Genomic DNA, 23,983 nt, shown 5'->3' with positions numbered 1-23,983 from the left:
ATGGGAGTAATGAAGCTGTCGGCAATGACCGAAGCTTCTGAAAGGGGGGACTGTATGTGAGATTAATGGTATCGCTTCTTTTATGGTTAATGCTCATACCACTCCAAGCGATGGCAGCCATACCGGAAAAACCGGCCTACAATTCTTACGTGTACGATTATGCGAATGTTCTATCCGATGACGTAGAACAGAACCTGATTCAGTCGGCAAAAGCGCTCGAAGGTTCAACGGGAAATGTCATTGTCATGATGACTGTTGATACAATCGATGGAATGGATGCGTTTGAATTCGGTACAGAGACGGTGCGCAGCTGGGGAATCGGGGATGAAGCGCTCGGTAACGGTATGCTTATCTTTGCGACAACCGAGCAAGGACCAGGGCAAAATGATGTATGGATTACGGTCGGCGGTGGTCTGGAAGGAGATTATCCGGATGGGAAAATTGGCAGCATGATCGATACGTATATGTTGCCATATTTAAAGAACGATGATTATACAAATGCGTTCGCCAGTATCTTCTCCGTTTTTTATGAAGAAATGGGTGGTGAAGCAGGCGGTGCGGATTTAGTACAGCCTGTTGCGTCAAATGATGATGATGGGATTTCAATCGGCTTCATCATATTGATCATTATTATTTACTTTATCATTACAAAGTTCGGCGGTGGCGGTGGCCCAGGCGGACGCCGACGCACAGCACGCCGAGTATATCGCAGTGGCGGTTTCGGTGGCTTCGGAGGCGGTGGCTTCGGAGGTGGTGGCGGTTCATCGGGCGGCTTTGGCGGTTTCGGTGGCGGCGGCTCATTCGGCGGAGGCGCGGGCAGGAAGTTCTAGGTCGAGAGGAAGGCATCTCACTTTTTGCGGGTGGGGTGCTTTTTTTCGTGGTAGTGCGGGAGAGGAGGCATGCGCGGGTTTTCTAATAAGTTGGCGCGATGTTCTAATAACCCGGAAAAGATCTAATAAAACGCGGAGCTTCTAATATAAATTGCTGATGTTCGAATAAGTGGAATGAATCTTCTAATAAAATCACCGCCCACCCTCGCCCAAACTTCGCTTATAATAATTAAAAAGGGAGGAACTGCCAATGATCATCAAATTTTATTCAAAACCTGACTGCGGACTTTGCGTTGAAGGGCTCCATACGTTAAAAATTGTGCAGGAAGACATCGACTTTACGATTGAGCATTATAATATAGAAGAAGACGATGAAGCGCATGAAAAATATATGCTGATGATCCCGGTTGTTGAGTATAACGGCGACGTTGTGCAATACGGGCAGCTGGATTATGCGACATTGTACGAGGCGCTGGTGGACTAGACATCGGTGCCGGTTCGCTATTTTTTGCGAATAATTCCGTCATAAAAGTTGCAAATCACTCCGAGTCGATCTATAATGAAGACAGAAATTCTTTTTTTTACCCCATGTGGGACATAAAATATTCATGTGGGACATATATTGTCCAACAGGATAAATCGGGTAGGTGGTTTTTTGACGGATATTTCATTTTTTGCAGCTGAGCGTAAACTAATGCCTGAAATTGATGCTCTTTTTCAAAAGAGATTTCGAGTTTTACAAGCAATTGCGACATTTAGCCCGATTGGCAGACGTGCTTTAGGAGAACAGCTACAGATGACAGAGCGTGATATCCGGAATGAAACAACGGTCCTGAGCGAACAGCAATTGATCTTGATTCAAAAAAAAGGCATGATTTGCACGCCAAAAGGGTATGAAGTAATAGAACAGCTTTACGAACTGTATCGTGAGCTTTCCGGTATTGTAGCGATGGAACAGCAGCTTACAAACATCTTTGGCATCGCACGTGTCATCATTGTGCCAGGTGATGCCGAACAGGATGAAACGGTAAAGCAGCAGCTCGGAAAAGTTGCGGCACAAGTATTACAGCAAATCGCACCTGCAAAAGCCAATATTGCGGTTACAGGCGGCAGCAGTGTTGCATCGATGAAGGAATATTTATCGGACTGCCCGGTGCTGAGCGACGCGAAATTTATTGCGGCACGCGGTGGTATGGGTGATGAGATGACATTCCAGGCGAATACAATTGTTTCGAAGTTTTCAAAAAGATGCGGGGCAACATACCGCACATTGTTTTTGCCGGAGCATTTAAGTGAGCAGGCGTATGAAGCGATGAAGGATGAACCGATTATTCGGGAGATGATTACACTTTATGAACAGGTGGACATCGTGATTCACGGAATCGGCGCAGCACAGGAAATGGCGCTTCGACGTAAAAGTTCACAGCATGAGCAGCAATTACTTGAAGAAAAAGGCGCGGTTGCCGAAGCATTTGGCTATTATTTCAATGCAAATGGCGACACGGTTCATCATCTGAGGACAATTGGAATTCAGCGTGATCAGGTAAACAAAGCGAAGCATGTTCTTGCCATTGCGGCAGGCAGAAATAAGGCAGCTGCGATTCAGGCGTATTTTAAAAATGCCGCATCGCAAACGATTTTGATTACAGATGAGCAAACCGCAAGTACAATTCTTGAAAATTAAACATGTTTTTAAAAGTATGATTTTACACATACTATATTAATAATAAAGTTATTGGAGGAATTACACATGGCATTACAATTAGCAATCAATGGATTTGGACGAATCGGACGTTTAGTATTCCGTGAAGCAATGAAGCACGAGGAATTTGAAGTAGTTGCAGTAAATGATTTAACTGATGCGAAACAGCTTGCACATTTATTAAAATACGACTCAGTACATGGAGTGTATGATGCAGACGTTCAAGCAGAAGATGATGCATTTATCGTAAACGGCAAACGCATTCAAGTGCTTTCTGAAAAAGATCCTGCAAATTTACCATGGGGTGAACTTGGTGTAGATGTAGTTTTAGAATGTACAGGTAGATGGCGTTCAATGGAAGAAGTATCAAAACATATCGAAGCCGGCGCGAAAAAAGCAATCCTTTCTGCACCAGCACAAGGCGATATGCCAACATATGTAATGGGTGTTAACCATACGGAATATGACCCAGCGCAAAATGTTATTTCAAACGCTTCTTGTACAACAAACTGTCTAGCACCACTTGCAAAAGTGTTGGATGAAAAGTTCGGCATCAAACGCGGTATGATGACAACAATTCACTCATATACAAATGACCAACGTATCCTTGACTTCCCGCACTCTGACCCACGTCGTGCACGTGCAGGCGCGGTATCAATGATTCCGACAACTACTGGTGCAGCAATCGCAGTATCAAAAGTATTGCCACAATTAAAAGGCAAATTGGACGGTTTCTCAATGCGTGTTCCAACACCTAACGTTTCATGTGTTGACTTAGTTGTTGAATTGGAAAAAGACGTAACAACAGATTCAATTAACGCAGCATTAAAAGAAGCATCTGAAGGCGACTTAAAAGGTGTTCTTGCTTACAACGAATTACCATTAGTATCAATCGACTACAATGGTAACCCGGCTTCATCTACAATTGACGGTTTATCAACAATGGTAATGGAAGGTCGTATGGCGAAAGTTGTTTCTTGGTATGACAACGAAATCGGCTACTCTACTCGTTTAATGGATTTAGCTTTATATATCGCAGAACAAGGTATCGAAAAAGCGTAATAAACCGATGAAATGTGACATACTTTTTCGAAATTGAAGAAAAAGTGTGACATATTAAAAGGAAACGGGCATAAAAAGTATAGCCTTTAATACACGTAAACCTTATAATAAATAAGGGTAAAAGAGCGGCAGGGACTCACCCGGACCGCTCTTTTTTCGGATATAAGGAAAATATACAAAACAGAGGCGATATCAAGACAGCCTGATCGAATTTTGTTACTATTTTAACTAGCGAGTATACGATTCACACTAATTGACGAACGACTATGAAGGAGGATTTTCAGTATGTTTTTAAAGAAATCAATGAACGATGTAGATGTAAAAGGAAAACGCGTATTTGTGCGTGTCGATTTTAATGTGCCGATGGATGAGGGCCGCATTACCGACGAAACGCGTATTCGTGCAGCTATTCCAACAATTGAACAACTAGTAAACGCTGGAGCAAAAGTAATTTTAGCTTCACATCTTGGCCGTCCAAAAGGCGAAGTAAATGAGGACATGCGCTTAACAGCAGTCGGCGAGCGTCTTTCGGAATTAATGGACAAGCCAGTTAAAAAATTGGATGAATCAATTGGTTCAGATGTGGAAGCAGCGGTTAACAATATGCAAGACGGCGAAATAATCCTGCTTGAAAATGTTCGTTTCCATAAAGGCGAAGAGAAAAACGACGAAGCATTGGCAAAAGAGTTTGCAAAATTAGCGGACCTTTATGTAAATGATGCGTTCGGCGCAGCTCACCGTGCACACGCTTCAACAGAAGGTATTGCAAAACATGTACCGGCTGTATCAGGTTTGTTAATGGAGAAAGAGCTGGACGTACTAGGTAAAGCTTTATCCAATCCAGAGCGTCCGTTCACAGCAATTATTGGTGGAGCGAAAGTTAAAGATAAAATCGGTGTTATTGAAAACTTATTGGATAAAGTGGATCACCTGATTATCGGCGGCGGTTTAGTATTTACATTCGTCAAAGCGATGGGCCACGATATTGGGAAGTCATTGCTGGAAGAAGATAAAATCGAGCTGGCAAAAGGCTTTATCGAACAAGCAAAAGCAAAAGGTGTACAACTGCATATGCCGGTTGATGCTGTCGTAGCAAACGAGTTTTCGAAAGATGCGGAAACAAAAGTTGTGGCAATCGATGCAATTCCATCTGACTGGATGGGACTGGATATCGGGCCGAAAACTGCTGAAAACTATGCAGAAGTCATTAAACAATCAAAATTAATCATTTGGAACGGACCAATGGGTGTATTCGAAATGGAAAAATTCGCAAACGGTACGAAAACAGTAGCGGATGCAATGGCAACCACAGACGGCTACACAATTATCGGCGGCGGTGACTCAGCTGCAGCGGTAGAAAAATTCGAAGTCGCTTCGAAAATGGACCACATTTCAACAGGCGGCGGTGCTTCATTAGAGTTAATGGAGGGTAAAGAATTACCGGGAATTGTTGCGTTAAACGATAAATAGATCGTTTATAGGCTAAAATATCTGTTGAAACAGTTGATGGTAGCAAAGGCGGAATGGACGAGAAATGCGTCCTCCTTAGCAGAAATCAACGGGAACAGAATCTTTTAAAAACGGAGGGTTTTGAATGAGAAAACCGATCATAGCAGGAAACTGGAAAATGTATAAGTCCTTTGATGAGGCAGTTGATTTTATCGAAGAAATCCAACAAGAGGTTCCTTCTCCGGATAAAGTTGATGCGGTCATCTGTGCACCTGCATTATATTTACCGACACTTGTCGTAGGGGCAGAAGATTCAAGCCTGGCAATTGGCGCGCAAAACATGCACTTTGAAGACGAAGGCGCATACACAGGGGAAATCAGCCCGAAAATGCTTTCGAATGTCAACGTTGATTATGTTATTTTAGGGCATTCGGAGCGCCGTGAGCTATTTAATGAAACTGACGAAGCGATCAACAAAAAAGTCCGAGCTGCTCTTAATTATGGTATTGTACCGATTATTTGCTGCGGGGAAACATTGGAAGAGCGTGAAGCGGATCAAACCGAAGCAAAAGTAGCACGCCAAATTACAATGGCGTTGAAAGACTTTGCTCCAATTGAAGTAGAGCATATGGTCATTGCATATGAGCCAATCTGGGCAATCGGAACAGGGAAAACAGCTACTGCGGAAGACGCAAATACAGTATGCTGTGCAATCCGTCTGGCGATTGAAACATTATACGGAAAAGATACAGCTGAAAAAGTGCGCATTCAATACGGCGGCAGTGTAAAGCCTGAAAACATTGAAGAGCTTTTATCTCAAGAGCATATTGATGGCGCATTAGTAGGAGGAGCAAGCCTACAACCAGCATCATTCATGAAATTATTGGAGGCGGCAGCAAATGCCTAAACAACCCGTTGCATTAATTATTCTAGACGGCTTTGCCTTTCGCGATGAAGTGAAGGGTAATGCCGTAGCACAAGCAAATAAACCAAATTTTGACCGTTACTGGCATGCATATCCACATTCGACTTTAATAGCAAGTGGTGAAGCAGTAGGTCTACCGGAAGGTCAAATGGGGAACTCTGAAGTTGGACACTTAAATATCGGGGCTGGACGCATTGTGTACCAGTCCCTGACACGTATCCACAAATCAATTCGTGATGGAGATTTCTTCCGTAACGAATCATTTTTGGCAGCAGTAGAACATGCAAAAGCACATGGTTCAAAGCTCCATTTAATGGGACTGCTTTCAGATGGCGGTGTCCATAGTCACTATGAGCATTTGTTTGCCTTATTGAAATTGGCAAAAGCAAATGGGCTTGAGCAAGTATATGTTCACGGCTTCCTGGATGGACGCGATGTCGGTCCAACGACAGCACTTGGATATATTCTTGAAACAGAGAAACAGATGAAAGAAATCGGGATCGGGAAGTTCGCATCGATTCATGGTCGCTATTATGCAATGGACCGTGACCGCCGCTGGGAACGTGTCGGCTTAACGTACAATGCATTAGTTGATGGAATTGGACAAACTGCCTCTTCCGCAACAGCAGGTGTTGAGTCTTCGTATGAACGTGAACTGCATGATGAATTCGTTGTACCGTTTGTCGTGACAGAAGAAGGACGACCTGCCGCAACGATCAGCACGAACGATGCAGTCATTTTCTTCAACTTCCGTCCGGACCGTGCGATTCAATTGTCGTCTTTAATGACGAATGAAAAATTTGACGCAATGCCACGCTCTGAAAACCATCCGACGAATCTGAAATTCGTTACGTTTACACATTACAGTGATGATGTCATAGCGGATGTGGCATATGAAAATGACAACTTAGTTAATACGGTCGGTGAAGTGATTTCAAAAGCAGGCAAAACTCAGCTGCGTATTGCGGAAACGGAAAAATATCCGCATGTCACATTCTTTATGAGTGGTGGTCGTGAAGATACATTTGCTGGAGAAGAGCGTATTTTAATCGCATCTCCAAAAGTGGCGACATACGACTTGAAGCCTGAGATGAGTGCGTATGAAGTGACGGATTCTTTACTGGAAGCTATTGCAGGAGAGAAGTTCGATGCGATTATTTTAAACTTTGCGAACCCGGATATGGTCGGACACTCAGGGATGCTTGAACCGACAATTAAAGCAATCGAAACGGTGGATGAGTGTCTAGGGAAAGTCGTTGATGCGATTACAGCTAAAGGCGGTTATGCGATCATTACAGCAGACCACGGGAACTCGGATGAAGTGGTGACACTCGATGACAAGCCGATGACAGCACATACGACAAACCCGGTACCGGTGATTGTCACAAAGCCTGGTGTCATGCTTTATGAAGACGGCATTCTAGCCGATCTGGCACCGACAATGCTTGAATTACTTAATATTGCCCAGCCTGCAGAGATGACAGGAAAATCGTTAGTTATGCCAAGCGAACAGTAATTGATCGCGCGGTTAATTATATAGCTTGTCCTTGTGCAAGCACCTACTAAATTTATCAATAGAGGAGTTTTTTATTATGCCATTCATTACTCAAGTATATGCTCGTGAAGTATTAGATTCTCGCGGTAACCCAACAGTAGAAGTAGAAGTATTCACAGAATCAGGCGCATTCGGCCGTGCAATCGTGCCATCTGGTGCTTCAACTGGTGAATATGAAGCAGTGGAATTACGTGATGGAGACAAAGGCCGTTACTTAGGTAAAGGTGTTGAAAAAGCGGTAGAAAACGTCAACACAATTATCGCGGAAGAACTTGAAGGTCAATATTCTGTATTGGACCAAGTTGTTATCGACCAAGCGTTAATCGAACTTGATGGAACAGAAAACAAAGGTAAATTAGGTGCAAACGCAATTTTAGGTGTGTCAATGGCAGTAGCGCACGCAGCAGCTGACTACTTAGACATTCCTTTATACCAATACTTAGGTGGCTTCAACTCGAAGCAATTACCAGTACCAATGATGAACATCTTAAACGGTGGTGCACACGCTGACAACAACGTGGACATCCAAGAGTTCATGGTAATGCCAGTAGGTGCTAAATCATTCAAAGAAGCATTACGTATGGGTACAGAAATTTTCCATAACTTAAAAACAGTATTAAAAGAAAAAGGCCACAACACAGCTGTAGGTGACGAAGGCGGATTCGCTCCAAACTTAGGTTCAAACGAAGAAGCAATCACGGTGATCATCGAAGCAGTTGAAAAAGCAGGATACAAAATGGGCGAAGAAATCCGTTTAGCAATGGACGTTGCTTCTTCTGAGCTTTACAACAAAGAAACAGGCAAATACGTTTTAGCTGGTGAAGGCGTAGAAAAAACTTCTGAAGAAATGGTTGCTTGGTACGAAGAGTTAACTTCTAAATACCCAATCATCTCAATCGAAGACGGTTTAGACGAAAACGACTGGGCTGGCCACAAGCTATTAACAGAGCGTATCGGTGACCGCGTACAATTAGTAGGTGACGATCTATTCGTTACAAACACAACGAAATTATCTCGCGGTATCGAAGAAGGCGTTGGCAACTCAATCTTAATCAAAGTAAACCAAATCGGTACTTTAACAGAAACATTTGAAGCAATCGAAATGGCGAAACGCGCTGGCTACACAGCAGTAATTTCTCACCGTTCAGGCGAATCAGAAGATAACACAATCGCTGACATCGCTGTTGCTACAAATGCAGGCCAAATCAAAACAGGTGCACCATCTCGTACGGACCGCGTTGCGAAGTACAACCAATTACTACGCATCGAAGACCAATTAGGCGCAACTAGCCGTTTTGAAGGGTTAAAATCTTTCTACAATATTAAATAATTGTTTTAGGATTAGGTAGGACACTCGCTTTTGGGCGGGTGTCTTTTTTTGTGTGGGCCTGAGCTTTATTAGAACATCCGAAACACTTATTAGCACTTCGGGCATTTATAATAGGAGTTCAGCAATATATTAGAACAAATAAATTTATTTTAGAACATTTAGGATTTTATTAGAAAATCTGGGGGATAATTTGTTGAAAGTTTGTGAACGTTGGCATCTTGTTATTATATAAGCGACAGAATATGTGATATGTTTAATCTATTCAAATTTAACGGCACATACTTGGTTGAAATTAGACCAGTTGTTATAGATGGTGAGGGAACGGTATGTCTAATCAAACGAAAGATAAAATTTTAGAAACAGCGACACGGTTGTTTTACTTTCAAGGTTTTCACGGGACCGGTTTAAATCAGATTATAAAAGAATCGGGATCACCAAAAGGGTCGCTGTATCACTATTTTCCTGAAGGCAAAGAGCAGCTTGCCGAAGAAGCGATTGTATTGTCAAAACGGCGGATCGGTGCAGTTATTCAGCATTATATGAATGAGTTTGAGGATGTGGAGGCAGCACTGAATGCCCATATTTTAGCGATGGCTGATTTATTTGATTTGGACAATGGACTTGAGGAGCATTCCTATACGATGATGCCATTCGGACTGCTTGCGGCGGAATCAGCATTTATGAATGAGCGTTTGCGGAAAGTATGCGGCGACACGTATAAGTACTGGGAATCGATCTATTACACAAAATTGATTGCCAACGGGTTTAGTGATGAAGCGGCTGTCACACTGAGTAAAGCGGTAAGCGCAATGATTGAAGGGGCGGTTACATTGTCATTGTCCCAGCATTCGAATGAGCCGTTATTAAATATAAGCAAAGTCATCCCTGCGTTGCTTGCGCAGTATAAGTAAAGGCTTGTCCGGAATGTGATTTCTGGACAGGCTTTTTTGTTGTTGTCGCAAATAAAAGTTGTTCACAATTAGCCTGATTTTCGAAATAAGTGTGTGGAAAACTATTGCAAAATTATTGTTTTTCATAGCAATAGAGTTGAAATCGTTTGCAAATGTTGATGTAGCAACGTTCTTGTTGTTTCTCTCTATAATTTATTGAAAAAAGTGCAATCGTTTTCATAAAAATATGTTAAAAAATGTCTACGAAAGATAGGCCTATTTAAGGTTAAAAATGGATAATGGATGTTCACAATTATAATGACCGGTCTAATATTTTTCTCCTGAGCGATTGAATTTTCATGAAAAAATTTGATATATTTTAAAGCGTGCTGTTTGAAGCTTTCGTTATATAACAGCAAAAAGCATGATATAAAGCAATTATCATCTTTCATAAAAGAGTCTTATACAATAGGAGGAAACAAAAAATGGCAGCACCAATTTTTAATGTGAAAAGCCCAAAAGGTATGGCAGCTGTTCTGATGATCAGTACATTCGTTGGTTTATTTGGTGAAACGGCATTAAACATGGCGTTAACAAATATTATGGATGACTTCGGTGTATCGGCCGCATCAGCCGCGTGGTTAACAACAGGCTATTTATTAGTATTAGCTGTATTAGTTCCATTATCATCTTATTTAGTACGCTGGTTTACAACACGTCAATTAGTAGTGGCGGCAGTTTTGTTCGCGGTGATCGGTTCGTTATTAGGCGCATTAGCACCGAACTTTGAAGTATTACTAGCAGGTCGTTTCGTACAAGCACTTGCAACAGGAATTATTTTACCGTTAATGTTCAGTGTCGTAATGCTAATTTTCCCGGTGCAAAAGCGCGGTGCCGTCATGGGGATCGTCGGGATTATTTTAACAGCAGGTCCGGCATTAGGTCCATCAATTGCTGGTTTAATCGTATCTTCATTAAGCTGGAGATATATTTTCTGGATTATGGTCATTGTGTATGCCGTTGTAATCGTTTTAGCACTTTCTAAAGTGGACAATGTATCCAACGTAACACGTCCAAAAATTGATTTATTATCATTAATCGCTTCTACGTTCGGTTTCGGTGGTGTTGTATTCGCGTTAGCAACATTAGCCGAGCAATCGATTACAAAACCAATCGTTTGGGTACCACTTGTCGTTGGTTTCGTTTTATTAGTAGTTTTCGGCATTCGCCAAACAAAAATGGATGAGCCAATGATCGACTTATCGGTATTTAAATCACCAATGTTCTCTTTAGGTGTCGCATTGATGGTCGCAACCATGTTCATGATTCTATCAGTGGCGATCCTAGTGCCGATGTTCCTGAAAACAGTATTAGGTTTCGCCGCATTGACGGCAGGCTTATGTATGTTGCCAGGTAACATTTTAAATATCATCATGTCCCCAATCGTTGGTACGAACTTTGATAAAGTCGGAGCGAAAATCTTCACACGTATCGGGTTTACGATGATTTTAGTGTCAATGATCGTATTCTTGACAACAATTTCGGCAACAACAGCAACATGGATCATTATCGTTAACTTATGTGTATTCTTTGTCGGGGTATCGATGACAATCATGCCAGCACAGACAAATGCGATGAACTCATTAGCACCGCAGAAATTCGCTGACGGTTCAGCAGCATTAAACACATTAACGCAAATCGCCGGTGCTTCAGGTACAGCAATTGCGATCACAATGTACACAATCGGTCAGCAAAACTATATCGAAAAATTCAGCAACGCCTTGCCGGCAGAATTTTTAGCACACGGTGTCCATTCAGCGTTCATCGTTGTGACAGTCGTGTCGGTATTAGGATTGGTTGGATCGTTCTTCATTAAGAACAGCAAGCCGGTCGGAAATTAATTTAATAGCTATGAATTAACTGCTCAAATTTGTAGTGAATCGTTTATAGAACAGCATCGGGGATTTTGCCGATGCTGTTTTTTTGTTGGGTATTGTTTTTCCAACGAGCAGCGATTCGGATCATATCCTCGCATTTATATAGGGGAAAAATTATTAATTGATTGTAGAAATGGATAGATTATTTAAATATGGAGATACTTTTTATTGTCAAAACTATTTGTAAAGGAGAATGTTTAATGAAACTATTTAAAGGAATTCTTGTAATGCCATTATTATTAGGAGCATTGTACGGCTGTAATAATAACGATACAAAGACAGAGAACGATGTTACAGGAAATAACAGTACGGTGGATGAAACAACGAAAAACAATAATACCGCTAATAACACGGTAAATGATAATGAAGATGAACGAACTAAAATTAAAGTGGAAGATGTAAATTATACATTTACTGAGTTCGATTTAGACGTAGAATACGCAAATGACAAATCGTACAATATTGAATATGAGAACGATGGAAACTACATTTATGCTGAACATGAAGATGAAGTTAAAGGTGTTGAGTATAAAGGGGATCAAGCCTACGACAATTTTGTCAAAGCATTAGAACAACTTACATTTGATGAAACTACGAGTGATGACGATGTCCGTAATGAAGTTATGAAAGCATTTGCCCTAGATGAGAACTATAAGACCTTTGAGCTTGAAGTGAAATTCAAAAACGGTGAAGTGAAACATTATCACCATACTAAATAATTGAATATAGAGGGGGGAAACCCTCTCTATAATTTTTTCTTTATCAATCGGTGAATGAATATGATTTCGTAAGTAATAACATACATATGTCCATTTCCGGACAAGACTGCATATAATATATCGCGTTAAACAGGATAAACTTGTGGTCCATTCCAGGCAGTAATAATTCGCAAAAGGAGGGTATTGATGCCCCCTAAAAAAATACTAGTAATGATTCATAAAATATAAAAACCAAACAGCATGATTTTGTTCATCTGCAGCATTTGAAGAAAACTGGTGACTGATATACGGAATAGTAGATTCTCTAGCTACTCGATGATAAAACTCCACTGCTTCTTGTTCATCATGAAATGCAGTGATAACGCCCTGCTTAAAATTAGTCGGTAATGGTTCAGTTATTCGTGGAGAAGGTTGTTGTCCAGTAAGACATGTAAAAATGTAAGAAAACCCATGATAGTGACGCATTTCATCTTTTCTTATCTCCAGAATACGATTTTTAATTTCTTCATTCGGGGCAAGTTGAGCTAAATGTTCATAAAAGCGGATGGCATTATATTCACCTTCAAGCGCTTTCGAGAGATCCATCACAATGCTGTTCAACGATGGTTGTATAACATATTGCAAAAATAATCACGCCTTTCTTTAACTCAAAATCTTTTTGATTTGTTTTAATTCCTTTATTAAATAATCAATTTGCTTTTGTGTGGAATCAATCTGTTTCGATTGATCATATTGTGGCTGTGAATTTTGATTGTTGGCTTTTTCTAATTCCTGTAGAGCAAGACCTGCAGCCAATGCTGCTAACCCATCCCCAAGCGTAACAATGGTTGCTGCAATAAAACCAAGTCTGGCAATTTGAATTTCTGCTGGTTCAGAGGGATGATTGGATTTGTTTTTATAATTATTAATTGGCATAACCTCCTTGTACTAACGGCTAGAAAATTGCTGCGTTAATTACATAATATGCAGAGCGTAAATGTAATTTACTAATAAAACACGCTTCTATAAGGAGTTGGAAAGAAGGTATAGCTAAACTGCACCAATAAATGAGAAAAAAGGTACTAGAGGGTCAATCATCATGCAGTTTTTTCAATTTAAAACATCTTTTTCTATGGAAACATGAAAAAAGATGTTTTCCTTTTATATATGGGGGGAAACATAAAGCATACACCAAAGGAGGCTATTACTTTATGAAACTTAAAAAGACACCTACTCTGATGATGACGTTGTTACTATCATTATCGCTTGCAGCATGTAACGATGAGGACGATACGAACATCGACAACAACATCGATGACGGTACAGATGATGGTCTAATGGAGGACAACACTGACGATATGAATGTTGAATTAGATGTTGATGGCGACGACAACGACAACACTGATGACAACTTAGATGACAATACAGACGACAACACTGATGGCACTGTTGACGACAATACTGACGACAACAAAGATGACAACAGCAACGATTAATAAATAAAAAGCATGGTGCTCGCATTCAAATTGCGGGTACCATGCTTTTTTTAATTAAATTTCTCCGAAAGCTAACCACGGGAAGAAGCCGTCCATGAACTTCTCTGTTGCCGGCATGAAATACGAGCCGAAGTGGAAGTCCGGATCAAGTGTCGTTACGATCCAAGTGCCTTTTGAGCTGACTTTGTCGACATACAGCAATGAACCGCCGTCCTTCATATCAATCAGTGACTGCACCCCTTCCTGTAAGTGGAATACGCCGTGCTGATGCCATGTGCAACCAGCTTCATCCAGGAACCCGTCACGGAATAACGGGTAATCCGGTGCGACTATACGTAATCCGCTGTCGGCATCTTTTTCAAGCCACCACCAGAAGTTCGTCGGGCGTGTTTCCCAGTTTTGGCCCGGAATCCATTGCCACGGCTGAGGTCCGAATGCTACGACAACGCCGCCGTTATCCGCAAAACGTCGGATTGCCGGTGCTGCTTCCAACAATAATTTGTTGTGCAATTGAGAAGGGACGATCAGTACGTCCATCCCTTCCAAATCTTCCTCGACAAAGCGCGGTAAATAGATGATTTTCTCGAAGTACTGCTTGAATTTCGGTGTATTGAATGTCACGTAATGTGGCGCGTGACCACTATATAATACGGCTATTTTTCTCATGCTTCAGATCCTTCTTTCAAACTTAGTAATTCTTGATCGAGCCAAGCTAAAAACTGTGGTGCGATTAGCTGAGTCGAGTTTTCACCCGTTGCGTATGTCAGGAAATCACGGCAAGATGCTGCGACAACCGTTCCTTTAGTAGCAGTGCGGTCGATGAAAACGATCGGTGTGCCGTCCGTAAACTGCAGCACGATTTCCGATTCCTTGTTGACTACCGGATGTGAGCCGCGCGCATAGAACCCGGATACGCCTTTACGGTATGTAAGCTCCATCATGTCAACACCTTCATAAAATGTACCTTCAGCTGCAGGCTCCATTACATAATCCGCGTGTGACTTAATTTCTTTTGGCATGAACAGCCCGGAACCTGGCAGCCAAGGACGGAAAATATGTGTGTTGGCAATAATAATTTTCTCTTCATTTAAGAAGTTTTCAATCACTTGTTTGTGCTCATAAAGATGTTCCTGATCGATAAAGTCCGTTACGACCATCACATTGAACCCGGAAAGGTCGGCAGTTGAAATTTCATACTGGTCGATGAATGTTACATGGTCCATTGGTTCATTAGAAACGTTCATAGCACGTCCCTCTAAGCTGAATGCGTGTCCGCCATCCAGTTTTACAATTTTATATTCAGACATAAAAATCTCCTTTAATCCTTTAAATTTAATTAATTGATACAAATTCTCATTTGCAAAATGAATTATCATTGACAATGAAAATCATTATCAATTATACTCAATCTCGAATGGAAATCAAACAATATTTTATTAAAATAATAATTTTCGTGAAAAACGAAAGATATTGAAGGAGAGAAAACAATGGTAGGACGTAAGGCAATTTTAACAACGCTTGCACTTGCTTCAATGGCGCTTGCAGCATGTTCAGATAATGAGGCAACAACATCAGCTACGGGTGGAGAGGTTGAAACGACAGCAGAAGAGAAAATCGTTACCGATCAGGCAGGTACAGAAGTAACGATTCCTGCTGAAGTGAACTCAATCGTATCTGGCGGGATTTTACCGTACTTCCATACATGGTATGTCGCAACTAACTCGGCAAAAGAAATTGTCGGAATGCACCCGAACTCTTACAATGCAGCGGAAAACTCAATTTTATCGAAAATGGCTCCTGAAATTTTGAATGCGGATACATCATTCGTACAAAACGGAGAAATGAACGTCGAGGAATTAATGAAAATTAACCCGGATGTGTTCTTTGAAATTGCAACAGATGAGAAATCAATCGAGCAGGCACGTGCTGCGGGCATCAACACAGTAGCGATTAAAGCGATCGATGCAGCGGCAGCTGAGCCACTTGCAACATTCAACAGCTGGTTAAAACTGACGGGTGAAATTGCGAGCACAACAGAACGCGCGGACAATTTTATCGAAATCGGTACAGAAGTACAAAACGAGATTTATGAAAAGATCGATAGCTTAAAAGCAGAAGAGAAACCGAATGCGCTTATGCTTTATCAATTATCCGAACAGGCAATCACAGTTGGCGGTAAAAACTTCTTCGGGAATCAATGGCTGAATGCAACAGGTGCGAATGACGTTGCAGAAAACGATGTAACAGGACGCAAAGATGTGAACATGGAGCAAATCTACAATTGGAATCCGGAAATTATCTACATAACGAACTTCACAGAAATCCAGCCGGAAGATTTATATAACAACACAATTCCAGGTCAGGACTGGAGTGAAGTGGAAGCGGTGAAAAACAAGCAGGTGTATAAAATTCCGCTGGGGATTTATCGCTGGTTCCCGCCAAGTGGTGATGCACCGTTAATGCTGAAATGGTTGGCAAACAACAACCAGCCTGAACTATTCGACTATGATATGAACGCTGAAATTAAGAGTTACTATAAAGACTTTTACGGATATGACGTAACGGACGAAGAAGTAGAGCAAATTCTACACCCATCTTCTGACGCTGCGAAGTATTAGAACGAGGGACTGTCATGAAAAAGTGGAAAAGTATTTTACTGTGGGTTTTACCGCTTGTTCTTGCGGTTGCTTCACTTGGCATCGGCCGGTTTGAAGTCGATTTTGTAACGGTGGTGAAAATCCTCGGTTCGCATATTTTTCCGATAGAAGAAACGTGGACACAAATGGAATATAACGTAGTCATGACTGTTCGGCTGCCGCGTATTATCCTCGCACTATTAATCGGTGCGGGGCTTTCCATTTCAGGTGCCGCATTCCAGGGGATGTTCGCCAATCCATTAGTGAGCGCGGATATTTTAGGGGTTGCAGCGGGTGCCGGTTTTGGTGCTTCTATCGGGATTTTACTGTTTGGCAATGGTTATGTAACACAAGGTTTTGCGCTCGTCTTTGGTTTAGCGGCCATCGTATTTACGTATATGATCGGCGGGTCCGGACGCAATATGCCGATCTTTATGCTCGTACTGGCAGGGGTTGTGACAAGTGCGTTGTTTAATGCATTGATTTCGTTAACGAAATTTGTGGCGGACCCGGAAGAAAAGCTGCCTGCGATTACGTATTGGCTGATGGGCAGTCTCGGAACGGCATCTTACCGCGATTTATGGACAGCCGGACCGATTATTTTAGTCGGGATGTTCATTTTACTTGCACTGCGCTGGCGTATTAACTTACTGACATTGCCGGATGATGAGGCGAAGTCGTTAGGGATCAATGTTGTGCGCATGAAGTGGCTTGTTATTGCTGGGGCGACACTTTGTACAGCAGCAGCCGTTGCAGTTGCAGGGATTGTTGGTTGGGTCGGCTTGATTATCCCGCATATCGCAAGGATGTTTGTCGGCAGCAATAATGAACGTGTACTGCCGATGTCGATAGCACTGGGCGGTGCATATTTGCTCATTATCGATACATTGGCCCGTTCAGTAACAGCGGCGGAAATTCCTTTGTCGATCTTAACGGCGATTGTCGGGGCACCGTTCTTTGCTTATCTTTTACGTCGTACAGGAGGTAGCTGGTCATGAAAATAGAAGTACGTGAAGGCAACTTCTGCTATGCGAAAAAGAAGGAAGTGAAGCCGTTCATTTATGAATCGAATATTAGCTTTACGCTGGAGCCGGGCAAGATTATGGCAATACTCGGTCCGAACGGTGCTGGGAAAACGACGCTGTTAAAATGCATTACCGGCTTGCACGACTGGCGGGTTGGTGAAACATTGATCGATGATGTACCGCTTCCAAAAGTTTCGCAAAAGGAGTTATGGAAGAAAATCGGCTACGTTCCGCAGGCGCATAAAATGGTGTTCGGCTTTTCAATTGAGGACTTAGTAGTAATGGGACGTGCTCCGTATATCGGTTCGTTGTCAAAGCCACGCAAGGAAGATTACTTAAAAGCACACGAAGCGTTAAATGAAGTAGGCATTGTGCATTTGGCGAAAAAGTCATGCAATGAAGTGAGCGGCGGGGAACTACAGCTGGCGTTAATTGCACGAACGCTCGTATCGAATCCGGAAATTTTAATATTGGATGAACCGGAATCGCATTTGGATGTGCAAAAGCAGGTTGTGATTTTGGAAACATTAAAACGCTTATCAAAAGAGCATAATATTTCATGCATTATTAACACGCATTATCCGAATCACGCGTTTTACCTGGCGGATCAAGTATTGATGATTGCAAAAGAGAAAAAAGCGGTAATCGGTGCGGTTCAAGAAGTAATGACCGAATCGCGGATGAAGGAGTACTTCAATATTGACCTGCGCAAACTGATCTTTGAAGAAGAAGATCTGTTATTTGAAACGATGGTGCCGCTTGCATTGGCGGCGAAGCGTAATATAAGCGAATGCCGTTTCAACAATTTTGAATAAGAGTGGATATTGTTGGATAAAATATGATGTTCATTTCCAAGAAATATTGTAATGGCCCCCTCATTTTGATATACTATTTTGTATTGTGACGTCCATACTTAGGAGGTGGAGCAAATGCATACGTTATTTTCAGTATTACTTATTATCGTAGCTATAGCCTTAATCGTTGTTGTATTATTACAATCAGGTAAAAGCGCTGGTTTATCAGGTGCCATCTCTGGTGGAGCTGAGCAACTATTTGGTAAACAGAAAGCTCGCGGAATGGATCTAGTCCTACACCGCACAACAATCGTTCTTTCTGTTGCATTCTTCGTATTAGCTTTAGCAATTACGAAATTCTAATCGATTGAAAATTAGATTGAAATTAAACGCCTAACCAAGCATTTAATGCTAGGTTGGGCTTTTTCTTTTAGTGTGGGCTCAAACGCAGTATAATAGAAGAAATGGAAAGTTCTTCACATCTTTCAGCGAGTGTACATCACTCGCTGAAAGATGTGAAGGCCTCCGGCGGATGTCATAGATTCGATAAGGAGTTCTTTGTGCAAGCACAAAGACGAATCTAGACGCAATTACGCCGAGGCGTAATTGATTGAAGATTCAATGGTGTGATTGGATCGTATTCTTCATATTATGGAACAAGACGGGAGCCACGTGTATGAAAACAGCTTTGTCTTCACCGTTCTTCTTTCAGGCAGGACCGAGAGCGGTTTTATTATTACATGGATTTACAGGAAGTTCGGCAGATGTGCGGATGCTTGGACGCTTTTTGGAAAAGCACGGCTACACATCGCTTGCCCCACATTATAAAGGACATGGTGTTCCGCCAGAAGAACTGATTGTCTCAAATCCCGAAGAATGGTGGCAAGATGTAAAAAATGGGTATACTCAATTAAAAGAGGCAGGCTATGAAGAAATCGCCGTTGCGGGACTATCGCTCGGTGGCGTATTTTCACTCAAGCTTGCGACAAGTCATCCGGTAAAAGGCGTTGTCACAATGTGCTCGCCGATGACGATGCGCACGACAGACATTATGTTTGAAGGCGTACTTGATTATGCAAAACAATATAAAAAACAACAAGGTAAAAGTGAACAGGAAATTGAATTAGAGATTGAAGCGATCAAGCAGCAAGGAATGGCATCACTGCCTGAACTGCAGCAATTGATTTACGATGTACGAGAGACAATCGACTTACTGTATGCGCCGATTTTAGTGATCCAAGCGCGCAACGACAAAGTCATTAACCCCGATTCAGCCAATATTATTTATGACACCGTCGAATCGATCGACAAAAAAATCAGCTGGTATGAGCATTCGGGCCATGTCATCACACTCGACAAAGAAAAAGACCAGCTTCATGAAGAAGTTCTCACGTTTTTAAATTCGTTAGATTGGATAGTCTAATGGTGTGAATAAATTTTTGTTTTTTACGAAGCTTTGTGAATTGGAAATCCACGGTTACCATAACGTAAAGTTAATGCCAAAACCACAAAATCGTAAGAAACTTTATTTTCTGTTCAAAGGAGGGAAATAATACATGACACAACAAAATGAATTACAACAGCGCGTCCTTGATATGATGAAGGACGATGGCTATAAACCGATGACCGTATCGGAAATTGAAGATGTACTTGAATTAGAAGAAGCGGATGAGTTCCGTGAGTTAGTGAAAACACTCGTAAAAATGGAAGCACAGGGACAAATCGTTCGCTCCCGTTCAAATCGCTACGGTTTACCGGAACGCATGAACTTACTGCGCGGCCGCTTTATTGGTAACGCGAAAGGATTCGGTTTCGTCGCACCGGAAGAACAAGGCATGGACGATATTTTCATCCCGGCACATGAAGTAAATGGTGCATTAAATGAAGATACCGTGCTCGTACGTGTATTAAAGGAACAATCAGGTGACCGCCGTGAAGGAACGATCGTGAAAATCGTCGAACGCAGCAAAACATCATTTGTAGGTACATACCAGGCAAATCGCGGTTTTGGTTTTGTCGTTACAGATGATAAAAAATTAAATATGGATATCTTTATCGCAAAAGAGGACGCAATGGGTGCGGTCGACGGACATAAAGTCGTTGTAGAAGTAACGCACTGGCCGGATGCGACGAAATCTGCGACAGGGATGATCACGAAAATTTTAGGTCATAAAAATGATCCGGGTGTGGATATTTTATCGATTCTTTATAAATATGATATTCCGCCAGAATTCCCGCATGAGGTTGTGCAGGCGGCTGTCGATGTACCGGATGAGATTAGAGAACAAGACTTAGTCGGACGCCGTGACCTTCGCAATGAAGTGATCGTGACAATCGATGGTGCCGATGCGAAAGACTTGGATGATGCCGTGACTGTTGTGAAAAATGACAATGGCACATATAAGCTTGGTGTACACATTGCCGATGTTAGTTATTATGTGACACAAGGCTCTGTACTCGATCAAGAAGCATATGAACGCGCGACATCTGTTTACTTAACGGACCGCGTAATTCCGATGATTCCGCACCGTTTATCGAACGGAATCTGTTCATTAAATCCACAAGTTGACCGTTTAACATTGTCATGCGAAATGACGATCGACCAGGCCGGGCAAGTCGTGAAGCATGAAATTTTCCAAAGTGTCATTAAAACGACGGAGCGTATGACGTATTCGGATGTTTATAACATTTTAGAAAATCCGGATGAAAACCCGGAATTAATGGAGCGCTATGAAAGTTTAGTGCCGATGTTCAGAGATATGGCGGATTTAGCGCAAATTTTACGCAACAAACGTATGTCACGTGGTGCGATTGACTTTGATTTCAAGGAATCGAAAGTACTTGTTAATGAAGACGGCTGGCCGACTGACATCGTGTTACGCGAACGTACTGTTGCAGAGCGTCTAATCGAAGAGTTCATGCTTGCAGCGAACGAAACAATTGCTGAGCATTTCCACTGGATGGAGCTGCCGTTCTTATACCGTATTCACGAAGATCCGAAGCCGGAAAAACTGCAACGTTTCTTTGAATTTGTTACAAATTTTGGTATTATGATAAAAGGTACTGGAAACTCGGTACATCCGAAAGCATTACAGGAAGTCATTCGTTCGATTGAAGGCTTGCCGGAAGAGCCGGTTATTTCAACAATGCTGCTGCGTTCGATGCAGCAGGCGAAATATTATGCCGAGTCATTAGGCCACTTCGGTTTATCGACAGAGTTTTATACGCACTTCACATCACCAATCCGTCGTTATCCGGATTTAATCGTCCATCGTTTAATTCGTACGTATCTTATTAATGGCGATACATCGAAGGAAACGGTTGTGCAATGGAGCGCGGTAATGGATGAAATTGCGGACCATACATCTGGTCGTGAACGTCGTGCCGTTGAAGCAGAGCGTGATACAGATGCACTGAAAAAAGCACAGTTCATGTCCGATAAAATCGGTGAAGAGTTCGAAGGGATTGTGTCATCGATTACGAACTTCGGTATTTTCGTAGAGCTTGAAAATACGGTGGAAGGTCTTATTCATATTTCGAATATGACGGACGATTACTACCGCTTTGAAGACCGTCAGATGATGATGATCGGTGAACGTACCGGCCGCCAGTTCCGCATTGGGGATGAAGTGAAAATCCGTGTGGCGAATGTTGTGATCGAGGAATCTTCGGTCGACTTTGAATTCGTCGATATGGTGAGCAGCCCACGTCCGTCTCGTCGCCAAACATCGAAAGTCATCCATGCAGGTCGCAGAGACGGCCGCAAAAAAGATGATGAGCGTACTGGCGAAAAACGTGACCGCAAATCACGTGGCGGAAGCAAGGCACGCCCTGAAAAAGCAAAACGTTCAGGCTCATCTGACCGTGATCCACGCGGTCGCCGCAAAGAAGGTAAATCAGGCGATAAGCCGAAGTTTTACGAAGGCATCGCAAAAGGAAAAAAGAAAAAAAGTAAAAAGAAATAGTAAGGTGTGAAGCTATGATGCATTTTCGGCATCATAGCTCTCTACCTTTAAAATAGAGGTGTAAAACGAATGGCAAAAGGCGCAGGGAAAGTTTTAGCTCAAAACAAAAAAGCGAGCCATGATTACTTCATAGAAGAAACAATTGAAGCAGGAATGGTACTGACAGGAACGGAGATTAAATCCGTACGTGGTGCCCGTGTCCAGCTGAAGGAAGCGTATATTAGTGTTACGGGTGGGGAAGCATGGGTAAAAAATATGCATATTTCGCCATTCGACCAAGGGAACCGCTACAACCATGACCCGTTACGTGAACGCAAGCTGCTCTTACATAAAAAGCAAATCAGTGAATTAATCGGTGCCGTAAAGCGTGATGGCTATACGATTGTTCCGCTGAAAATGTACATTAAAGACGGCTATGCGAAGTTACTAATCGGTCTTGCAAAAGGTAAGAAAGATTACGATAAACGTCATGATATGAAGAAAAAAGAAGCGAAGCGTGATATGGAACGTGCTTTCAAGGACCGCCAGCAGTAAGCGGAATTCCGTTATTCTAAATGGCATTTATAGATTGTTCAAAAGAGATGTGTTAAACGAATTTGTTTATTTTTAACACATCTCTTTTTTTCGGGCAAAAAAGGTGGTTTTTAATCGAGAAGATGGGGGTACACATGTAAAGTGGAGTAAAAGCAAGGTTGAAATAACAGAATTTGAGGTGTTTTAGTCAATGGCATTAGCATACGTAGGAGGACTTCCACAAGTGAACGGATTACGCAACGCAGAATTGGTCGATAAAGTTGTTATTTTAGTTGAAAAGTATAGTGTACATGCCCATTGTTTGGCATTGGTTGAAGAGATAATTGCCGATGAGTATCCGGACTATAATGGTATTTTTGAGCAGCAAGTCGGGATGCCAGTAAAAGAATATATTACAAAAGTTCGATTACACAAAGCAGAAGGATTACTGGAAGATACACAAATGGACTTCAAGGAAATTTCAAAAGTGATCGGATTGAACGGATATTTTGAATTTACACAGCTGTTCAAGCGATTCCACGGTGTCACACCGGTAGACTACCGCAACCAATTGTATAAACAGAGCTAAGTAAATATTGGCAGTGTACGAGAGAAGCAGAATTACTTGCAAGCTTACCCGGTTTGTCATATAATTGACTGTACTAGCCAGTGTGTATCTACTCATACGGTACACGTTTTAAAGAGCAGGTTTTTATAGCTCTTTTCCGAACTTAACTCGGGTTTACTACTACTCGGGGACGTTACGGATTCGACAGGGGTGGTTCAAGCTCTGGTCGCGCGTCGGAGGTCTCGTCTTCGTCAACAACGGAAGTTATATAATAACTGGCAAACAACAAAACTTCGCTTTCGCAGCTTAATAGCGCGTAGCACTCAGCCTGTCTATCGCCCATGTAGACTACGCTGGGTTCAACTTAAGTGGGATACGATCGTTGGCACCACCTGAGTCAACGGTAAGAGATTTCCAGGTTAGCGATTCGGACGCCTGTTTGTCGGCATAAGAACTCGCGAATTGCAAGTAGACAAACTACACGCGTAGAAGCCGGCGTATTGGAGCTTCTGGACGTGGGTTCGACTCCCACCGTCTCCATAATACGATTTCATTGAGTTTCAATGAATGTCAAAACCCTTGTATATCAAGGGTTTTTTATTTTGTCT

The 23,983-nt window shown here is 42.1% G+C and carries 24 protein-coding genes and 1 other RNA gene; 21 read left to right on the top strand and 4 right to left on the bottom strand.

The window, feature by feature from the left end; all coding sequences use genetic code 11:
* Positions 1–65: 65 nt before the first annotated feature.
* From M3166_RS13170 to M3166_RS13120, 11 genes are all read left to right on the top strand, one after another.
* On the top strand, positions 66–830 hold the full coding sequence (locus M3166_RS13170) for a TPM domain-containing protein (RefSeq protein ID WP_251690453.1): 765 nt from the start codon (positions 66–68) through the stop codon (positions 828–830).
* Between the two features lie 250 nt (positions 831–1,080).
* Entirely contained in the window at positions 1,081–1,314 is a 234-nt protein-coding gene (locus M3166_RS13165) for a glutaredoxin family protein (protein ID WP_251690301.1), read from the top strand.
* Between the two features lie 171 nt (positions 1,315–1,485).
* Positions 1,486–2,514: a sugar-binding transcriptional regulator gene (locus M3166_RS13160; protein WP_251690300.1), complete on the top strand. Its 1,029-nt coding sequence runs from the start codon at positions 1,486–1,488 to the stop codon at positions 2,512–2,514.
* Positions 2,515–2,580: 66 nt separating this feature from the next.
* A complete protein-coding gene (gene gap, locus M3166_RS13155) occupies positions 2,581–3,594 on the top strand; it encodes a type I glyceraldehyde-3-phosphate dehydrogenase (protein WP_251690299.1) in 1,014 nt (337 codons plus the stop codon).
* A 285-nt stretch (positions 3,595–3,879) separates the two neighbouring features.
* Positions 3,880–5,064 carry a phosphoglycerate kinase gene (locus M3166_RS13150; RefSeq protein WP_251690298.1) on the top strand — a complete coding sequence of 395 codons (1,185 nt, stop codon included), beginning with the start codon at positions 3,880–3,882 and terminating at the stop codon, positions 5,062–5,064.
* Positions 5,065–5,188: 124 nt separating this feature from the next.
* Entirely contained in the window at positions 5,189–5,950 is a 762-nt protein-coding gene (gene tpiA, locus M3166_RS13145) for a triose-phosphate isomerase (protein ID WP_251690296.1), read from the top strand.
* Entirely contained in the window at positions 5,943–7,484 is a 1,542-nt protein-coding gene (gene gpmI, locus M3166_RS13140) for a 2,3-bisphosphoglycerate-independent phosphoglycerate mutase (protein ID WP_251690295.1), read from the top strand. Before tpiA ends, gpmI begins: the two co-directional genes overlap by 8 nt.
* A 76-nt stretch (positions 7,485–7,560) precedes the next feature.
* Complete coding sequence (eno, locus tag M3166_RS13135) at positions 7,561–8,853, top strand: phosphopyruvate hydratase (RefSeq protein ID WP_008406351.1); 1,293 nt, start codon at positions 7,561–7,563, stop codon at positions 8,851–8,853.
* 326 nt (positions 8,854–9,179) lie between these two features.
* Positions 9,180–9,764: a TetR/AcrR family transcriptional regulator gene (locus M3166_RS13130; RefSeq protein ID WP_251690294.1), complete on the top strand. Its 585-nt coding sequence runs from the start codon at positions 9,180–9,182 to the stop codon at positions 9,762–9,764.
* A gap of 464 nt (positions 9,765–10,228) precedes the next feature.
* Positions 10,229–11,644: a DHA2 family efflux MFS transporter permease subunit gene (locus M3166_RS13125; protein WP_251690293.1), complete on the top strand. Its 1,416-nt coding sequence runs from the start codon at positions 10,229–10,231 to the stop codon at positions 11,642–11,644.
* Between the two features lie 236 nt (positions 11,645–11,880).
* Positions 11,881–12,399: a YusW family protein gene (locus M3166_RS13120; RefSeq protein ID WP_251690292.1), complete on the top strand. Its 519-nt coding sequence runs from the start codon at positions 11,881–11,883 to the stop codon at positions 12,397–12,399.
* 204 nt (positions 12,400–12,603) lie between these two features.
* Here the strand turns inward: M3166_RS13120 and M3166_RS13115 are convergent, their stop codons facing one another.
* Positions 12,604–13,023, bottom strand: coding sequence for a ferritin-like domain-containing protein (locus M3166_RS13115; protein ID WP_251690291.1), 420 nt, complete (start codon positions 13,021–13,023; stop codon positions 12,604–12,606).
* Positions 13,024–13,041: 18 nt separating this feature from the next.
* A complete protein-coding gene (locus M3166_RS13110; RefSeq protein WP_251690290.1) occupies positions 13,042–13,314 on the bottom strand; it encodes a translation initiation factor 2 in 273 nt (90 codons plus the stop codon).
* A gap of 305 nt (positions 13,315–13,619) precedes the next feature.
* Here M3166_RS13110 and M3166_RS13105 point away from each other — a divergent pair, with 305 nt between their 5' ends.
* On the top strand, positions 13,620–13,874 hold the full coding sequence (locus tag M3166_RS13105) for a hypothetical protein (RefSeq protein WP_251690289.1): 255 nt from the start codon (positions 13,620–13,622) through the stop codon (positions 13,872–13,874).
* A 54-nt stretch (positions 13,875–13,928) separates the two neighbouring features.
* Here M3166_RS13105 and M3166_RS13100 read toward each other — a convergent pair whose 3' ends face one another.
* Together M3166_RS13100 and M3166_RS13095 are read right to left on the bottom strand one after the other, a co-directional pair.
* Positions 13,929–14,540, bottom strand: coding sequence for a hypothetical protein (locus M3166_RS13100; RefSeq protein ID WP_251690288.1), 612 nt, complete (start codon positions 14,538–14,540; stop codon positions 13,929–13,931).
* Positions 14,537–15,181, bottom strand: a complete 645-nt coding sequence (locus M3166_RS13095; RefSeq protein WP_251690287.1) for a phosphate starvation-inducible protein PhoH — start codon at positions 15,179–15,181, stop codon at positions 14,537–14,539. The genes M3166_RS13100 and M3166_RS13095 overlap by 4 nt, the downstream gene beginning before the upstream one ends.
* Before the next feature lie 180 nt (positions 15,182–15,361).
* Between M3166_RS13095 and M3166_RS13090 the strand changes: the two genes are divergently transcribed.
* From M3166_RS13090 to ssrA, 9 genes are all read left to right on the top strand, one after another.
* Positions 15,362–16,492, top strand: a complete 1,131-nt coding sequence (locus tag M3166_RS13090) for an ABC transporter substrate-binding protein (protein WP_251690286.1) — start codon at positions 15,362–15,364, stop codon at positions 16,490–16,492.
* Between the two features lie 14 nt (positions 16,493–16,506).
* Entirely contained in the window at positions 16,507–17,508 is a 1,002-nt protein-coding gene (locus M3166_RS13085; protein WP_251690285.1) for a FecCD family ABC transporter permease, read from the top strand.
* Positions 17,505–18,350, top strand: a complete 846-nt coding sequence (locus M3166_RS13080) for an ABC transporter ATP-binding protein (protein ID WP_251690283.1) — start codon at positions 17,505–17,507, stop codon at positions 18,348–18,350. Before M3166_RS13085 ends, M3166_RS13080 begins: the two co-directional genes overlap by 4 nt.
* 114 nt (positions 18,351–18,464) lie before the next feature.
* Entirely contained in the window at positions 18,465–18,692 is a 228-nt protein-coding gene (gene secG / locus M3166_RS13075) for a preprotein translocase subunit SecG (protein ID WP_251690282.1), read from the top strand.
* Positions 18,693–19,005: 313 nt separating this feature from the next.
* Positions 19,006–19,752 (top strand): alpha/beta hydrolase, encoded by a 747-nt coding sequence (locus M3166_RS13070; protein WP_251690280.1) that lies wholly within the window; start codon positions 19,006–19,008, stop codon positions 19,750–19,752.
* 133 nt (positions 19,753–19,885) lie between these two features.
* The gene (gene rnr, locus M3166_RS13065; protein ID WP_251690279.1) at positions 19,886–22,294 is read left to right on the top strand and encodes a ribonuclease R; all 2,409 of its coding nucleotides are present in this window, start codon (positions 19,886–19,888) and stop codon (positions 22,292–22,294) included.
* Positions 22,295–22,363: 69 nt separating this feature from the next.
* Complete coding sequence (gene smpB / locus M3166_RS13060) at positions 22,364–22,828, top strand: SsrA-binding protein SmpB (RefSeq protein WP_251690278.1); 465 nt, start codon at positions 22,364–22,366, stop codon at positions 22,826–22,828.
* A 190-nt stretch (positions 22,829–23,018) separates the two neighbouring features.
* Positions 23,019–23,396 carry a helix-turn-helix domain-containing protein gene (locus M3166_RS13055; protein WP_251690277.1) on the top strand — a complete coding sequence of 126 codons (378 nt, stop codon included), beginning with the start codon at positions 23,019–23,021 and terminating at the stop codon, positions 23,394–23,396.
* A gap of 165 nt (positions 23,397–23,561) precedes the next feature.
* Positions 23,562–23,918: a transfer-messenger RNA gene (gene ssrA, locus M3166_RS13050) on the top strand.
* The last annotated feature ends 65 nt before the right edge of the window (positions 23,919–23,983 follow it).

The sequence above is a fragment of the Solibacillus isronensis genome, assembly GCF_023715405.1.
Taxonomy (GTDB): Bacteria; Bacillota; Bacilli; order Bacillales_A; family Planococcaceae; genus Solibacillus; species Solibacillus isronensis_B.
This window is presented reverse-complemented; position numbering and strand designations above follow the sequence as displayed.

What these genes read in the sequence shown, in the direction of transcription:
- M3166_RS13085 (WP_251690285.1), top strand. Translation starts at nt 16,507, where the DNA reads ATGAAAAAGTGGAAAAGTATTTTACTGTGGGTTTTACCGCTTGTTCTT.
- M3166_RS13070 (WP_251690280.1), top strand. Translation starts at nt 19,006, where the DNA reads ATGAAAACAGCTTTGTCTTCACCGTTCTTCTTTCAGGCAGGACCGAGA.
- M3166_RS13105 (WP_251690289.1), top strand. Translation starts at nt 13,620, where the DNA reads ATGACGTTGTTACTATCATTATCGCTTGCAGCATGTAACGATGAGGAC.
- smpB (WP_251690278.1), top strand. Translation starts at nt 22,364, where the DNA reads ATGGCAAAAGGCGCAGGGAAAGTTTTAGCTCAAAACAAAAAAGCGAGC.
- gpmI (WP_251690295.1), top strand. Translation starts at nt 5,943, where the DNA reads ATGCCTAAACAACCCGTTGCATTAATTATTCTAGACGGCTTTGCCTTT.
- M3166_RS13120 (WP_251690292.1), top strand. Translation starts at nt 11,881, where the DNA reads ATGAAACTATTTAAAGGAATTCTTGTAATGCCATTATTATTAGGAGCA.
- secG (WP_251690282.1), top strand. Translation starts at nt 18,465, where the DNA reads ATGCATACGTTATTTTCAGTATTACTTATTATCGTAGCTATAGCCTTA.
- M3166_RS13110 (WP_251690290.1), bottom strand. Translation starts at nt 13,314, where the DNA reads ATGCCAATTAATAATTATAAAAACAAATCCAATCATCCCTCTGAACCA.
- M3166_RS13150 (WP_251690298.1), top strand. Translation starts at nt 3,880, where the DNA reads ATGTTTTTAAAGAAATCAATGAACGATGTAGATGTAAAAGGAAAACGC.
- M3166_RS13130 (WP_251690294.1), top strand. Translation starts at nt 9,180, where the DNA reads ATGTCTAATCAAACGAAAGATAAAATTTTAGAAACAGCGACACGGTTG.
- M3166_RS13080 (WP_251690283.1), top strand. Translation starts at nt 17,505, where the DNA reads ATGAAAATAGAAGTACGTGAAGGCAACTTCTGCTATGCGAAAAAGAAG.
- rnr (WP_251690279.1), top strand. Translation starts at nt 19,886, where the DNA reads ATGACACAACAAAATGAATTACAACAGCGCGTCCTTGATATGATGAAG.
- tpiA (WP_251690296.1), top strand. Translation starts at nt 5,189, where the DNA reads ATGAGAAAACCGATCATAGCAGGAAACTGGAAAATGTATAAGTCCTTT.
- M3166_RS13055 (WP_251690277.1), top strand. Translation starts at nt 23,019, where the DNA reads ATGGCATTAGCATACGTAGGAGGACTTCCACAAGTGAACGGATTACGC.
- M3166_RS13165 (WP_251690301.1), top strand. Translation starts at nt 1,081, where the DNA reads ATGATCATCAAATTTTATTCAAAACCTGACTGCGGACTTTGCGTTGAA.
- M3166_RS13090 (WP_251690286.1), top strand. Translation starts at nt 15,362, where the DNA reads ATGGTAGGACGTAAGGCAATTTTAACAACGCTTGCACTTGCTTCAATG.
- M3166_RS13170 (WP_251690453.1), top strand. Translation starts at nt 66, where the DNA reads ATGGTATCGCTTCTTTTATGGTTAATGCTCATACCACTCCAAGCGATG.
- M3166_RS13125 (WP_251690293.1), top strand. Translation starts at nt 10,229, where the DNA reads ATGGCAGCACCAATTTTTAATGTGAAAAGCCCAAAAGGTATGGCAGCT.
- eno (WP_008406351.1), top strand. Translation starts at nt 7,561, where the DNA reads ATGCCATTCATTACTCAAGTATATGCTCGTGAAGTATTAGATTCTCGC.
- M3166_RS13095 (WP_251690287.1), bottom strand. Translation starts at nt 15,181, where the DNA reads ATGTCTGAATATAAAATTGTAAAACTGGATGGCGGACACGCATTCAGC.
- gap (WP_251690299.1), top strand. Translation starts at nt 2,581, where the DNA reads ATGGCATTACAATTAGCAATCAATGGATTTGGACGAATCGGACGTTTA.
- M3166_RS13100 (WP_251690288.1), bottom strand. Translation starts at nt 14,540, where the DNA reads ATGAGAAAAATAGCCGTATTATATAGTGGTCACGCGCCACATTACGTG.